Source organism: Streptomyces sp. NPDC058457 (assembly GCF_042720695.1).
Taxonomy (GTDB): domain Bacteria; phylum Actinomycetota; class Actinomycetes; order Streptomycetales; family Streptomycetaceae; genus Streptomyces.
This window is the reverse complement of sequence record NZ_JBHXLU010000015.1, coordinates 58999-72954: the sequence shown is the minus strand read 5'-3', so window position 1 is coordinate 72954 and position 13956 is coordinate 58999. Positions and strand designations below refer to the sequence as shown.

The following is a 13956-nucleotide window of genomic DNA, read 5'->3' as shown; positions in this document are numbered from 1 at the left end:
AACCCCTCCCCGCCCCCCCCCCCCCACCCCCGGGCTGGACCGCCACCCCCGGCCCGCCGCGGCCCGTGGCGCGGATCAGCCAGAGGGTCGCCGTCAGGCAGAGCAGGGAGACGCCGCCGAGCAGGAGGGGGACGGTGCGGGTGCCGGACCATTCGATGACCTTGCCCAGCGCCGGGCCCGCCGCGACGCCCCCGGCCATGGAGGCGGCGATCACCAGGGCGCCGGCCCGACGGGCCTGCGGCGCGACCCTGCTCAGCCAGGGCAGGCCGGTGGGGAAGATCGGGGCGATGAAGAGGCCGACGCCGGCGTAGGCGTAGGGGGCGAGGGCCGGGACCGTGGCGAGGAGCAGGCACACCGTCATGCCGGCGCACGAGACGGTGACGATGGCGGGCGCGGAGAACCGCAGGGTGAGCGGGGCCACCAGGAAACGGCCGGCGGTCATCATCAGCCAGTACACGGAGGTGGCGGTGGCGGCGAGCCCCGCGCCGTAGCCGACCGACTCCAGGTGGGTGGGCTCCCAGCCGCCGACGCCGGCCTCGATGCCGACGTGCAGGACGTACAGGGTGACGAAGACGGTGAGGATTGAGGCGAGGCTGCGGGCGAGGGGCCGGGGGGCCGTGGTGCCGGGCGTCCCGGTGGCGCCGGACGGCTGCGGCGTCTCGTCGCGTACGCCCTTCAGGCACAGCAGCAGCGGCAGGTCGACCAGCGCGAAGGCGAGGAAGAGGGCGGGATAGCGGTCGGAGCCGACGGCACCGACCAGGGCCGGGCCGAGGATCGCGCCGATGCCGAAGTGGGCGTTGAGGATGTTGAGCATCGCGGTGGAGCGGTGGCCGAACCCGACGGCGAACAGCTGGTTGAGGCCGTAGTCGATGCCGCCGAAGCCGAGACCGGCCAGCAGGGCCGCGGCCAGCGCGAGCGGCCAGTTCGGGGCGACCGCGAAGCCCGCCGCGCCGACGGCCATGAGCAGGTACGACGTGCCGAGGATCCGCCGGTTGCCGATCCGGCCGAAGAGCCGGTCGAACAGCAGCACACCGACGACCCCGCCGACGAAGTGCGCGCTCAGCCCCAGCCCCGCGGCCGAGGGCGAGAGCGCGAACTTCTCCCGGAAGGCCGGGATGGCCGGCCCGTACAGGGCCTGGAGCGCGCCGATGAGTACGAAACCCGCGCAGGACGCCACCACGGCGGCCGGGCCGAACAGCGGAACGTCCGGTGCTTCGCTGCTCGGCGGGGCATGCCGCACGGTCGGCTGGTCGGTCACGCGGTCTCCAGATGACGGCCCACGATCTCGTGGGCGAAGGACATGAGCGTGCCCTGCGGACTGACGCCGGGGGAACCCGGCAGCACGCCCGCGTCACACACGTACAGGTTGGAGAAGCCGTGCGGCCTGCCGAACTCGTCGCAGACACCGCCGCGTTCGGGCAGCGCCATCGGGCAGCTCGCCATGCCGTGGACGGAGACCAGCTCCCAGTCGCGCTGCCGGACGCGCGCGCAGAAGCCGGCCACCGCGGCCTCCGAGCGCAGCGGGCCCGCCGAGCCGGCCGGCGGCAGCACCTCCACCGCACCCGCCGCGAACAGCAGCCGCGCGGTCCTGCGGAACGCCAGGCACAGGACGTGGTGGTCGGCGCGGGTCATGGCGTGGCGCAGCAACGGCGTGCCGCCCGCGACGGCCGCGATCCGGGCGGGTGACTCCATCCGCACCTGCGTGGTGAACACGGCCAGGTGGTCCTGGGCGGCCAGGTAGGCGTCCAGCAGACGGGGGTCGCGGCCGGCGAGCGCGGCGCCGAGCCCGCCGGGGGTCAGGTTGGACGCCATGACGAGGATGCCGAGCGGGGCGTGCTCGACGATCCGCACGCGCCGTCCCTGCGAGGCGAGTTCCAGCCCGGCCGCCAGACCCGTGAATCCGGCCCCGACGACGACCACGTCCACGGGGCCGTCGGGTGTGGTCGGTCGGTTGTGGTCGAGAACGCGTATGTTCCGCACCGCGGCATACCTTCATTCGTAAACCGGAGAGTGAAATCGAAGCGGTTTCTCGGTTCTTGAACGTTCTCACCCGACGGGCCGGGATTTCAAGCGGGGCCCTGCTCCGGTGCGGATGGGAGGCAGGCGTAATCAGACATTCTCCGGGCCGTACGCGGAAACCCCGCATGCCCGGTGCGGGGCGAAAAAGCCCGCCGTACCCGCCGGAAAAGCGATGGGAAAGGTGACCAGAGCGCGCCCTGTGGCGGCATCTTTTCACAGGTGACTTCCACCGAATTCCCAGCGGTTTCGTGTGGCCGTGTCACCGCGAAATACGGGCGATGATCGCTCTCGTCGGAAATCCCTTCAGCTGGAGGTGGGGAAGGTGAAGCCGGCGGCGACCTGCTGCCTGGGTTCGGGCCAGCGGGTGGTGACGACCTTGGGGCGGGTGTAGAAGCGGATGCCTTCGGGGCCGTGGACGGGGGAGTCGCCGATGAGGGAGTCCTTCCAGCCGCCGAAGGAGTAGTACGACATGGGCACCGGGACCGGGACGTTGATGCCGATCATGCCGACCTTGATGCGGCGCTGGAAGCGGCGGGCTGCTTCGCCGGAGGCGGTGAACAGCGCGGTGCCGTTGCCGTAGGGGTTGGCGTTGATGAGGTCGATGGCCTGGTCGAGGCTCTCGGCGCGGACGACCGCGAGGACCGGCCCGAACAGCTCCTCCTGGTAGGCGTCCATCTCGGTGGTGACGTGGTCGAGGAGGGAGGGGCCGGTGAAGAAGCCGTCCTCGTGGCCGTCGACCTTCAGTCCGCGGCCGTCGACGACGACGGTGGCGCCCTGCGTGGCGGCCGTGCCGACCGCGTTCTCCACCCGCTCCTGGGCGGCCTTGGTGACGAGCGGGCCCATGTCGGTACCGGGGGCGTCGCCGGGGCCGACCTTCACCTCGTTCGCCTTGCGTTCCAGCACCGCGACCAGCGCGTCCGCCGCGTCACCCACGGCGACGGCGACGGAGACGGCCATGCAGCGTTCGCCGGCGGAGCCGTAGGCGCCGGCGGTGATGTGGTTGGCGGCGAACTCCAGGTCGGCGTCGGGGAGGACGACGGCGTGGTTCTTGGCGCCGCCGAGGGCCTGGACCCGCTTGCCGTGCGAAGTCGCCTGCTCGTGGACGTACTTGGCGATCGGCGTGGAGCCGACGAAGGAGACGGCCTCGATGCCCGGGTGGGTGAGAAGGGCGTCGACGGCGTCCTTGCCGCCGTGCACGACGTTGAACACGCCGTCGGGCAGGCCGGCCTTCTGGTAGAGCTCGGCGACGAAGTTGGCGGCGGAGGGGTCGCGCTCACTGGGCTTGAGGATGAACGTGTTGCCGGTGGCGATGGCGACCGGGTGCATCCACAGGGGGACCATCGCCGGGAAGTTGAACGGGGTGATGCCGGCGACGACACCGAGGGGCTGGCGGAAGTTGTGGACGTCGATGCCGCGGGAGACCTGGTCGGAGAAGGAGCCCTTGAGGACGTCGCCGAGGCCGCAGACGTACTCGACGACCTCGCGGCCGCGGGTGATCTCGCCGCGGGCGTCGTCGACGGTCTTGCCGTGCTCGGCGGAGATGATCCGGCCGAGTTCCTCCTCGTGGTCGACGAGCAGCTGGCGGAAGGCGAACATGACCTGGACGCGCTGCGAGAGCGAGGAGTCCTGCCAGGTCTCGAAGGCGGCGGCCGCGGCCTGCACGGCGGCGTCCACCTCTGCGGCGCCGCCGAGGACGACCCGGGCCTGCTCGGTGCCGGTCGCCGGGTTGAACACCGGTGCGGTGCTGCTGCCCGGGAGCGGCGAGCCGTTGATCCAGTGCGGGATGGTGGTCACGGGATGTGTGTCCTTACAGGTAGTGACGCTGGGCGCGCTTGCGGTCGGCGTAGGTCTCGTAGGCGGCCTGGGTGGAGTCGAGGGCGGAGGTCTGGCTGACGGGGACGTCCCACCAGCCGTGGCCGGGCGGGTTGGGGCCGTACAGGTCGGTCTCGACGTGGACGACGGTGGTGCGGGTGGCGGCCTTCGCCTTCTCCATCGCGGAGCGGAACTCCTCGACGGAGGCGGCGTGCAGGACGTCGGCGCCGAGACTCGACGCGTTGGCGGCGAGGTCGACGGGGAGGACGTGGCCGTCGAGCTGGCCCGAATCGCCGTTGCGGTAGCGGTACCTGGTGCCGAAGCGCTGTGAGCCGAGCGCCTCGGACAGTGAACCGATCGAGGCGAAGCCGTGGTTCTGGACGAGGACGATGATGACCTTCAGGCCCTCGGAGACCATGGTGACGATCTCCTGGGCCATCATCAGATACGAGCCGTCACCGACGAGTACGACCACCTCGCGCGACGGGTCGGCCATCTTGGCGCCGACGCCGGCGGCGACCTCGTAGCCCATGCAGGAGTAGGCGTACTCGACGTGGTAGGCCTTCGGGTCCCGGGCCCGCCACAGTTGCTGGAGGTCGCCGGGCATGGAGCCGGCCGCGTTGATGACCACGGCACGGTCGTCCAGGACGTCGTTGAGGGCGCCCAGGATCTCGGTCTGGGCGGGGAGCGGGCTGTGCCCGACGTGGAAGCACGCGTCCTCGATCTCCCGGGTGCGGGCGATGAGTTCACGGGTACGGCGACGGTAGGCGGCGGAGACCTCCCAGCCGTCGAGGGCTCCGGCCAGGGCCTGGATGCCCAGACGTGCGTCGGCGACCAGCGGCTCCGCCGAGTGCTTGACGGCGTCGAGGCGGGCCACGTTGAGGTTGACGAAGGTGACGTCGGGGTTGCCGAAGACGGTGTGGCTGGCGGTGGTGAAGTCGGAGTAGCGGGTGCCGATGCCGAGCACCACGTCGGCGTCCTTCGCGAGTTCGTCGGCCGCGTAGGAGCCTGTCGAGCCGATGCCGCCGACCGCGTAGGGGTGGTCCCAGGCGACGGCGCCCTTGCCGGCGTGGGTGTCGGCGACCGGGATGCCGGTGGCCTCGGCGAAGGCGCGCAGCGCGGTCTCGGCACCGGAGTAGACGGCACCGCCACCGGCGACGATCAGCGGCTTCTTCGCGCCCCGCAGCAGGCGTGCGGCCCGCTCGACGGCGGCGGGCTCCGGGACCGGGCGGCCCACGCGCCACACCCGGCGGCGGAAGAAGTCGACCGGCCAGTCGTACGCCTCGGCCTGTACGTCCTGCGGCAGGGCGAGGGTCACCGCGCCGGTCTCGACCGGGTCGGTCAGCACCCGCATCGCCGCCAGCGCGGCCGGGATCAACTGCTCCGGGCGCTGGACGCGGTCGAAGTACTTCGACACCGCGCGGAAGGCGTCGTTGACGGTGACGTCGCCGCCGCGGGTGTCCTCCAGCTGCTGCAGGACGGGGTCGGCGGCGCGGGTGGCGAACATGTCGGAGGGCAGGAGGAGGACGGGCAGGCGGTTGGTGGTCGCCAGCGCCGCACCCGTGATCATGTTCGTGGAGCCGGGACCGGTGGAGGCGGTGCAGGCGAAGGCGGCCAGCCGGTCGCGCATCTTCGCGTAGGCCACCGACGCGTGGACCATGCCCTGTTCGTTGCGGGCCAGGTAGTAGGGCAGGTCCGCCTCGCCGGTGGTGGCGGCCTGGAGGAGGGCCTGGCCGATGCCCGCGACGTTGCCGTGGCCGAAGATGCCCCACACGCCGGGGATCAGACGCTGTTCCTGGCCGTCGCGCTCGCTGTACTGGGCGGCCAGGAAGCGGACCAGGGCCTGGGCGGTGGTCAGTCGTACGGTGTTCATCGGTTCTCTCCGAAGGGCAGCCGGTCGTCCACGTCCTGGGCGTCCCAGGTGGCGCGGACCCAGCCGTGGGCGGGGTCGTCGCAGATCAGCCAGGCGCGGTCCTGGCCGGGCCCGGCCATGACGTTGAGGTAGTAGAGGTCGTAGCCCGGCGCGGCGATCGAGGGGCCGTGCCAGCCGTGCGGGATCAGCACGGTGTCGCCGGAGCGGACCTCGGCGAGCACGTCGATGGGGCGGTCCGGGGTGCCGTAGACCCGCTGGTAGCCGAAGCCGTTGCCGTCGCCGGAGACCTGGAAGTAGTAGATCTCCTCCAGCTCCGACTCCTGACCGGGCCGGGTCTCGTCATGCTTGTGCGGCGGGTAGGAGGACCAGTTGCCGCCGGGGGTGAGGACCTCGCACACCAGCAGCTGCTCGGCGTCGAAGGTGCCCGGCAGGCAGTAGTTGTTGACCTGCCGCGAGCAGGCCCCGGCACCCCGCAGTTCGACGGGGACGTCCTCCCTGCGCCCGTACCGGGCGGGCAGCGAGCTCCGCTCGGTACGGGCGCAGGGCAGCGCGAACCGTCCTCCCGCCGCGCTGCCGATCACGGCCGCCGACTCGCGCGGGAGGTAGGCGAAGTCGGTGGCCGAGGTGAACACGCCCGTCCGGCCGGTGAGTTCGAAGGTGCTGCCGTCCGTGGTGACGGTGCACGAGCCCGTCAGCGGCAGTACCAGGAACTCGGAGTCACCGGTGGACAGGGCGTGCGTCTCGCCCGGCGCCAGGGTCAGGATCCTGAGGCCGGAGTATCCCCAGCCCGCCGACTCGGGCGTGACCAGGAGGTCGTAGGGGCCGTCGGCCGAAGTACCGGCCGGGAGGTGGTACTTGCTGTTCACAGCAGGCTCACCGCCTTGTCGACGGCGCCGGCGACATCGCCGCCCGCCGGGTAGAGCAGGGAGCGGCCGACGACCAGGCCCTGCGCGGTCGGCTGCCTGAGGGCCCTGCCCCACGACGCGAACGCCGCCTCCGCGTCCTTCACCTCGCCGCCCAGCAGCAGCGCGGGCAGGGTGGAGGCGGCGAGTACCCGCTCCATGTCCTGGACCACCGGCAGCTTCAGCCAGGTGTAGGCGCTGCGGCGGCCGAGACCCGACGCGATGGTGACCGACTTGATCACGGCGTCGGTGGCGAGGTCGTTGCGGATCCTGCCGTCCCGCCACTCGGAGATGAACGGTTCGACCATGGCGATGAGTTGCCGGTCGTTGAGTTCGTTGACCGCGCGGGCGGTGTCCTGCAGGACGGAGGGGGTGGCGGGGTCGGAGAGGGCGATGCGGGTGAGCATCTTGCCGCCGTCGAAGCCCATCGCGGCAATCGTCTCGGCGTCGTAGCCGGTGAACCGGTCGTCGATCTCGAAGACCGACCCGGCAAGACCCGCCCGGTTCATCGAACCGAAGACGCTCTTGCCGTCGAGAACGCCGAGCAGGAGCAGGTCTTCGAGGATGTCGGCGGTGGCCAGGACACCCGTCACACCCGGCCGCTCCAGGGCGGTGCAGAGGCGGTCGAGGAGTTCGAAGCGGTCCGCCATGGCATGGGGGTCCGCGCCGACGCCGTTGGCGCCGCGGGCGGGGTGGTCGGCGGCGATGATCATCGCCTTGCCGTGCTCGCCCAGCAGCGAGGTCGCCTTCACCCGGCGGGCCGCCGCGGCAGCGACGGCGCCGGGGTCGTGCACCCGGGCGGCCACGATCCGGCTCACGTTGTCGGACAGCACGTCGTCACACCTCTCGCTCGAAGGCATCGTTCGCCCCGCGCAGCTTCGCCTCGACCTCGGCCTGGGTCGGCATGGCGTCGGAGCAGGACAGGCGGCCCGCCACCAGGGCGCCGGCCGCGTTGGCGAAGGCCACCGTGCGCGGGGTGTCCCAGCCGGACAGCAGGCCGTGGCACAGCGCCCCGCCGAAGGCGTCACCGGCACCGAGCCCGTTGACCACGTCCACGGGCACGGGCGGGATCTCGGTGACCGAGCCGTCCCGGTCCATGGCCAGGACTCCCTTGGGGCCCTGCTTGACGACGGCCAGTTCCACCCCGGCCGCCAGCAGCGCCTTGGCCGCGGCGTGCGGGTCGCGTTCGCCGGTGGCGACCTCGCACTCGTCGAGGTTGCCGACCGCGACGGTGGTGTGCCGCAGGGCTTCCGTGTAGTACGGCCGCGCCTCGGCGGGGTCGGTCCAGAACATCGGCCGCCAGTCGAGGTCGAAGACGGTGGTCCCGGCCTCGGCCCGGTGCTGAAGGGCGGCCAGGGTCGCCGAGCGGCTCGGCTCCTCGCTCAGCCCGGTCCCGGTCATCCAGAACACGGCCGCCTCGCGCACCGCGGCCAGGTCCAGCTCATCCGGCCGGATGTCCAGGTCGGGGGCCTTGGGCAGACGGTAGAAGTACAGCGGGAAGTCGTCCGGAGGGAAGATCTCGCAGAACGTCACCGGAGTCGGCGCGATCTCCGACGTCCCCACGAAACCGCTGTCCACGCCATAGCCGTCGAGGGCCGTGCGGACGAAGTCGCCGAAGGGGTCCCGGCCGGTCTTGGTGATCACCGCCGCGCTGCGGCCGTACCGGGCCGCCGCGACCGCGACGTTGGTCGGGCTGCCGCCCAGGTACTTGCCGAACGAGGTGACCTCCGCCAGCCCCACGCCCGTCTGGAGCGGATACACGTCCACTCCGACCCGGCCCATGGTCAGCACGTCGTACGGCATCACGCTGGTTCCCTTCGCTCCGGAGATCCCGGCCTGGCGGCGCGGTACGGGACCGCGATGGTTTTAGAGCGCTTTAGCAGCGTCCTCTGCCTCAGTACGATGCCGCCACTCAAATGTCATGTCAATAGGATGTCGTGATGATGTTCCCGACGTGACGCGTCACGTCCAGGCGGCCACGTACTCGCCGATCCGCTCCCGCATGAACAGGGAGGACTCCCTCGCCTTCTCCTCCCAGGCGAACACGCAGGCGGTGAGGGTGCCGTCGAAGCCGTTCGCGCGCAGCTCGCGGAAGAGCTCGTCGAAGTCGACCTCGCCCTCGCCCATGTTCAGGTGCTGGTGGATGCGGGCCGCGGTGCCGGGCGGGTTGAGGATGTAGCGGTTGCCGGAGGACGCGGTGTGGTCGAAGGCGTCGGCGAGGTGGACGTGGGTGAGGAGGTCGCCCGCGTGCTTGATGATGCCGGGGGCGTCGTCGCCGATGTGGAAGGTGTGCGGGGCGCAGTACAGGAAGCTGACGTTGGGGTGGTTGATGCCCCGGATCAGGTTGACCGCGTCGTGGCCGTTCTCGATGAAGTCGTCCGGGTGGGGCTCCAGGGTGAGCCTGATGCCCTCGCGCTCGAAGAGCGGGAGCAGCTCGTCCAGCGTCCTCCAGAACTGGGCCTCGCTGCGGTCCGGGTCCTCGGGGCGGCCGTTGAACTCGGAGATCATGCTGTCGACGCCGAGGTCCGCGCAGATCCGGATGGAGCGCTTCCAGTACCGTACGGCGGCCTGCCGGGCGTCCTCGTCCGGGCCCGACCAGCGGAACAGCGGGAGCAGGGAGGAGATGCCGACGCCCGCCGAGTCCAGCGCCTTGCGGAACTTCCGCACGGTGGCGTCGTCGACACGGGGATGACGGAAGAAGGGGATGAAGTCCTCCCGGGGCGAGAGCTCGATCCACTCGTATCCCAACTCGGCTACCACCGACGGGAGTTCGAGCAGTGGCACGTCACGGATCATGTACGGGTCGAGGGCGATCCTCATGGTGGGTCTCCTGCTCATCGGTGTCATGTCATCGGCTCCGGCGGTGCGGGACCGCCGGAGCCACTCCCCGTTCCGACGGGGGCGGGAGGGGGCGGGCCGGGCCCGGGCGGTCACGGCCGCAGGGACTCCCGGAGTGCCGTGTCGGCCGCCTTGAGGACCTCGGCGGCCACCGCGACGCCCTCGACGGGGCCGAGTTCGGTGTCCTCGTGCTCGATGTTGACCAGCATCTCCGGGTCGACCTCGTGCAGGGCGCGCAGGAACTCGGTCCAGTAGGCGACGTCATGGCCCTTGCCGAGCGCGACGAAGTCCCAGGCGGACTCCTTCGGCCACTCGTTGGCCCATTCGTCACCGCCGAGGTTGGTGCGCGGCTCGTCGGGCGCGAGGCGGCGGAAGCTGTTGTCGAGGACGCCGTTGAGGGCGGCGTGCCCGGGGTTGATGCGGACGTCCTTGGCGGCGGCGTGGAAGACGAGTTCGCCGAGGTGGCGGACGACCGCGACGGGGTCCATCTGCTGCCAGAACAGGTGGGAGGCGTCGAGTTCGACGCCCACGTGGGTGGCGCCGGTGAGGTCGATGAGCTTGTGCACGCTCGCGGAGTTGAACACGACGTTCTGCGGGTGCAGCTCCAGGGCGACCTTGACGTCATGGTCGCGGGCGAGCCGGTCGGTCTCGCGCCAGAAGTCCGCGACGATCTTCCACTGGTGGTCCAGGACGTCCAGGGCCGCGGAGTTCCAGGCGTTGACGATCCAGTTGGGGCGGGTGGCGCCCGGTTCGCCGCCGGGCAGCCCGGACATCGTCACCAGGCGGTGCTGGCCGAGCCGTTCGGCCAGCCGGATGGAGCGCCGGATGTCCTCGGCGTGCTTCTCCCCGATGGCGGGATCGGGGTGCAGCGGGTTGCCGTTGGCGTTGAGGCCGGCGATGGCGACGCCGGTGCCCTCGAAGAGGCCGAGGAAGTCGTCCCGGGCGGTGTCGCTGACCAGGATGTCGTCGAAGGCCGGCACGTGTACGGCGGGGAGGAAGCCGCCGGTGTTGAGCTCGATGCCGGTCAGGCCGAGATCGGCGATGACCTTGATCGCCTCGGGCAGTGGCCGGTCGTGCAGGATCGCGTTGTAGAGGCCCAGCTTCATGGCGTGTCTCTCCTCAGTCCTTCCGGGGGGTGGCGGCGGTGCGGTGCGGGCCGGGCCGGGTCACTGGACGGTGACCGCCTTGCCGCCGGCGTCGGCGGAGGCGACGATCGCGTCGATGACGCGCAGGTTGTGCAGCCCGTCGGAGAGGCTGGGGCAGGGCGGCAGCCGGTCCAGACCGGCGATCTGCTCCAGGAAGGCGCGGGCCTGCCAGACGAAGAACTCGTGCTGGCCGTGGCCGACGCTGGGGAAGTCCATCGGCAGGCCGCCGGCGATGTAGGGGTGGCCGGGGCCGACCACCACCCGCCGGTAGCCGTCCAGCGGGTCGGCGGTGACCTGGTCGGCGATGGTGAACTCGGCCGGACGCGACAGCTCGAAGGTCGCCGCGCCGCCCTTCGAGAACACCTCGAAGCCCAGGGAGTTGGCCAGGCCCCGGGCGATGCGCGACACCGAGAAGGTGCCCACGGCGCCGGAGGCGAACGTCGCGGTGAACGTGGCGATGTCGTCGTTCTCGACCCGGGCCCGTTCCCGGCTCACCTCGACGTCGGCCGAGTGCCCCACCGCAGCGCCCAGCGGCACGGGGCGGTCGGGCACCTGGGTGGAGAGCACGGCGCCCTGCACACTCTGCACCGGGCCGCAGAAGTACTCGCCCAGGTCGATGAGGTGGCTGCCGATGTCCGACAGCGCGCCCGAGCCGAGCGGCCCCTGGTAGCGCCAGCTGATGGGGGCGTCGGGGTTGTGGCCGTAGTCGCACCAGTAGTGCCCGTTGAAGTGCTGGACCGGTCCGAGCGAGCCGTCCAGCACCTGCTGCCTTACGGCGTTGATCGCGGGGGAGCGGCGGAAGGTGAAGCCGGTCGCCGCGACCAGGCCGGTGCCCTCGGCCGCGTCCACCATGGCCTGGGCGTCGGCCACGGACGGGGCGAGCGGCTTCTCGCACAGCACGTGCTTGCCGGCCGCCAGCAGGGCCTCGACGATCTCGCGGTGCAGGTGGTTGGCGACCACGACGCTGACCGCGTCGACGTCGTCGGCCTCGGCGATCGCCCGCCAGTCGGTGACGGCCCGCTCGAAGCCGTACCGGCGGGCCGCGTCCTGTGCGAACGGCTCGTGCGCGTCGGCGACGGCGACCCGGCGCACCTCGGGCAGCCCGGCACCGTACAGCGTCGCGGCCTGCCGGTACCCGTTGAGGTGGGCCCGGCCCGCCATCCCGGCTCCGATGACCGCCACACCGATCGGCCTCGTACTCATCATGCTTCCTCTCCGGCGCGTCGCTGTGCCGTGGGTCAGGGGGGTGATGGAACCGACCAGAACCGCTCTCCACCCGACGGGGCGGACACCCGGGGCCCGGGGCTGGGGTGCGGGCCGCGGTCCCGGGTGCGGGTCGTGGTCCCGGACACCCGCGGGCTCGGCCGCCCGCCCCGGATCCGAGGCGGGCGCGGCTGCGGGCACCCGAAATCCCGGCCCGGTGAGGACCCGGTCCTGGATTTCGCAGGTTAGAGCGCTTTAAAAGATCGGCTTAGAACGCTTTAGATCTTTGCTTCGGAAGCGTTCTGGGTGCTCGTACTCTCAGCGGCGTCGCGGGCTTGTGTCAAGGGTGTCACCGCAAACGACGGGAGATGTGGCGGGCGATCTCGGCTCCATCGTCCCTGCGGGTGTCGGCGGCTCGGGGTTGACACCCGGCGGTAGGTCCTGAAGTCGCCGCCTGGCTCGGTCGCCGCCCCGACCGTGCCGTCGATGCCCTGGCCGGCGGGTGCGGCAGGCCGACCGTGGCCCCGCCGTGCTGATCCCGTCAGGTCCGGTGCGAGGCCGGTGCCCCGACGTGAATGTGTGGCTGTTGCAGCTTTTTGCCGCCGGGTCGCGGCACTGTACGCATTCGTGAGAGGACCCTTGACACGTTCCCGAAACACAAGCATGCTCTGGCCACCTCTTAAAGCGATTTAAGAGATCGCGGAATAACCACCCACCCACCCCGCGTCTCCGGCGTCGCCGTGATCAGTTCCGGGACACCCCGGGACGAGCCGTTCCGCTGATCCCGACGCCTCCGGGCGAGCCCGAGCGAACACCCGGTGCAGCGGACGTACCGGTGTCCCCCCGCACCCGCGTGACCCGGTCCGCGCGCACCGGCCGCCGCACCACCACACCCCGAGACATGCCTGGTACCCCTCACGCCCCCGCCCGGCATCACCAGAAGGAGCACCACAGCACATGGAACGCACCCAGACCCGGCGGCACTCCGGCCGTCGTCTCTCCAGAAGCGGCCTGACCCTGGTGAGCCTGCTCGCCATGGCGGCGGCCACGTTGACCGGGTGTGCCAGCGGCAAGGCCACCGGCGACGACGCGGGACAGGCGACGGCGACGGCCGGCGGCGGATCGACATCCGGTACGACATCCGGTACGACGACCGGCGGCAAGGTCTCCATCGTCGTCATCGGCGGCAAGGCCGACGACCCGTTCTGGTCCACGATCAAGCGCGGCGGCGAGGACGCGGCGAAGCTGGTGAAGGCGAACGGCGGCACGGTGACCTTCCTGGGCCCGCAGAACTACGACAACCTCGGCCCCGACGCGGCCAAGCTGACCCAGACCGCGCTCTCCCAGAACCCCTCGGCCATCCTGGTGCCGGACTGGGTGCCCGACAGTCAGGACGCGGCGATCAAGCAGGCGGTGGCCAAGGGCGTCAAGGTGTTCGTCTACAACTCGGGCGGTGTCGCGGCGGCCGACAAGGTCGGCGGCATCAAGTACATCGGCTCGGACGACTACCAGGCCGGCAAGGCAGGCGGCGTCAAGTTCGCCGAGGCCGGTGCCAAGAACATCCTGTGCGTCAACACCGTTCCCGGCGCGGCCAACTCGGAGGCGCGCTGCAAGGGCATAGCGGACGGCGCCAAGAGCAAGGGCGCCAAGTCCAAGCAACTGGCCCTGCCGTCCTCCAGCTTCGGCAACCCCTCCGCCGTCACCCAGGCGATCAAGGGCGCGCTGCTGAAGGACAGCAGTGTCGACGCCCTGGTGACGATCGGCGTCCAGGACGCGGACAGCGCCGCCTCGGCGATCGACCAGGCCAAGGCCGCAGGCAAGGTCCAGCTGGGCACCTTCGACCTCTCGCAGTCCCAGCTCGACCGGATCAAGTCCGGCAAGCAGCTGTTCGCCATCGACCAGCAGCCCTACCTCCAGGGCTTCTACGCGGTGTCGATCGCCGACCAGTACCTGTCCTACGGCGTGCTCCCGCCGCAGAACCCGCTGCTGACCGGCCCGCTCCTGGTCACCAAGGACAACGTCGACGCGGCGCTCTCCGGCACCAAGGCCGGCGTCCGCTGATCCACCCGCGGGTGCCGGGCCCGCCTCCCCTCAGGGCCCGGCACTCCTTCCCCGCACACCGCACACCGCACACCCCATCCGAGCCATGAAGGTGACCCCGAGC

Annotated in this window: 11 protein-coding genes; 1 reads left to right on the top strand and 10 read right to left on the bottom strand. The window is 71.3% G+C overall.

Annotation, left to right across the window (positions count from 1 at the left end; all coding sequences use genetic code 11):
* The 10 genes from ACFWPS_RS15110 to ACFWPS_RS15065 form a co-directional block, all read right to left on the bottom strand.
* On the bottom strand, window positions 1-1258 hold a 1258-nt coding region (locus ACFWPS_RS15110), incomplete at its 3' end, for an MFS transporter (RefSeq protein ID WP_383704978.1).
* The gene (locus tag ACFWPS_RS15105; protein ID WP_383704975.1) at window positions 1255-1980 is read right to left on the bottom strand and encodes a GMC oxidoreductase; all 726 of its coding nucleotides are present in this window, start codon (window positions 1978-1980) and stop codon (window positions 1255-1257) included. The genes ACFWPS_RS15110 and ACFWPS_RS15105, both read right to left, overlap by 4 nt.
* 342 nt (window positions 1981-2322) lie before the next feature.
* Window positions 2323-3813 (bottom strand): CoA-acylating methylmalonate-semialdehyde dehydrogenase, encoded by a 1491-nt coding sequence (locus tag ACFWPS_RS15100; RefSeq protein ID WP_383704972.1) that lies wholly within the window; start codon window positions 3811-3813, stop codon window positions 2323-2325.
* Between the two features lie 13 nt (window positions 3814-3826).
* Window positions 3827-5704, bottom strand: coding sequence for a 3D-(3,5/4)-trihydroxycyclohexane-1,2-dione acylhydrolase (decyclizing) (iolD, locus tag ACFWPS_RS15095; RefSeq protein WP_383704969.1), 1878 nt, complete (start codon window positions 5702-5704; stop codon window positions 3827-3829).
* Window positions 5701-6570, bottom strand: a complete 870-nt coding sequence (iolB, locus tag ACFWPS_RS15090) for a 5-deoxy-glucuronate isomerase (RefSeq protein WP_383704966.1) — start codon at window positions 6568-6570, stop codon at window positions 5701-5703. The genes iolD and iolB overlap by 4 nt, the downstream gene beginning before the upstream one ends.
* The gene (locus tag ACFWPS_RS15085; protein WP_383704963.1) at window positions 6567-7439 is read right to left on the bottom strand and encodes an aldolase; all 873 of its coding nucleotides are present in this window, start codon (window positions 7437-7439) and stop codon (window positions 6567-6569) included. The genes iolB and ACFWPS_RS15085 overlap by 4 nt, the downstream gene beginning before the upstream one ends.
* A gap of 4 nt (window positions 7440-7443) precedes the next feature.
* Window positions 7444-8409 (bottom strand): 5-dehydro-2-deoxygluconokinase, encoded by a 966-nt coding sequence (iolC, locus tag ACFWPS_RS15080; RefSeq protein WP_383704961.1) that lies wholly within the window; start codon window positions 8407-8409, stop codon window positions 7444-7446.
* A gap of 159 nt (window positions 8410-8568) precedes the next feature.
* Window positions 8569-9426 carry a sugar phosphate isomerase/epimerase family protein gene (locus ACFWPS_RS15075; RefSeq protein WP_383704959.1) on the bottom strand — a complete coding sequence of 286 codons (858 nt, stop codon included), beginning with the start codon at window positions 9424-9426 and terminating at the stop codon, window positions 8569-8571.
* A 110-nt stretch (window positions 9427-9536) separates the two neighbouring features.
* Window positions 9537-10550: a sugar phosphate isomerase/epimerase family protein gene (locus ACFWPS_RS15070; protein ID WP_383704957.1), complete on the bottom strand. Its 1014-nt coding sequence runs from the start codon at window positions 10548-10550 to the stop codon at window positions 9537-9539.
* Between the two features lie 60 nt (window positions 10551-10610).
* Entirely contained in the window at window positions 10611-11792 is a 1182-nt protein-coding gene (locus ACFWPS_RS15065; protein ID WP_383704955.1) for a Gfo/Idh/MocA family protein, read from the bottom strand.
* A gap of 957 nt (window positions 11793-12749) precedes the next feature.
* On the opposite strand from ACFWPS_RS15065, the gene ACFWPS_RS15060 reads away from it, so the two are divergent.
* On the top strand, window positions 12750-13853 hold the full coding sequence (locus ACFWPS_RS15060; RefSeq protein WP_383704953.1) for a sugar ABC transporter substrate-binding protein: 1104 nt from the start codon (window positions 12750-12752) through the stop codon (window positions 13851-13853).
* Window positions 13854-13956: the final 103 nt, after the last annotated feature.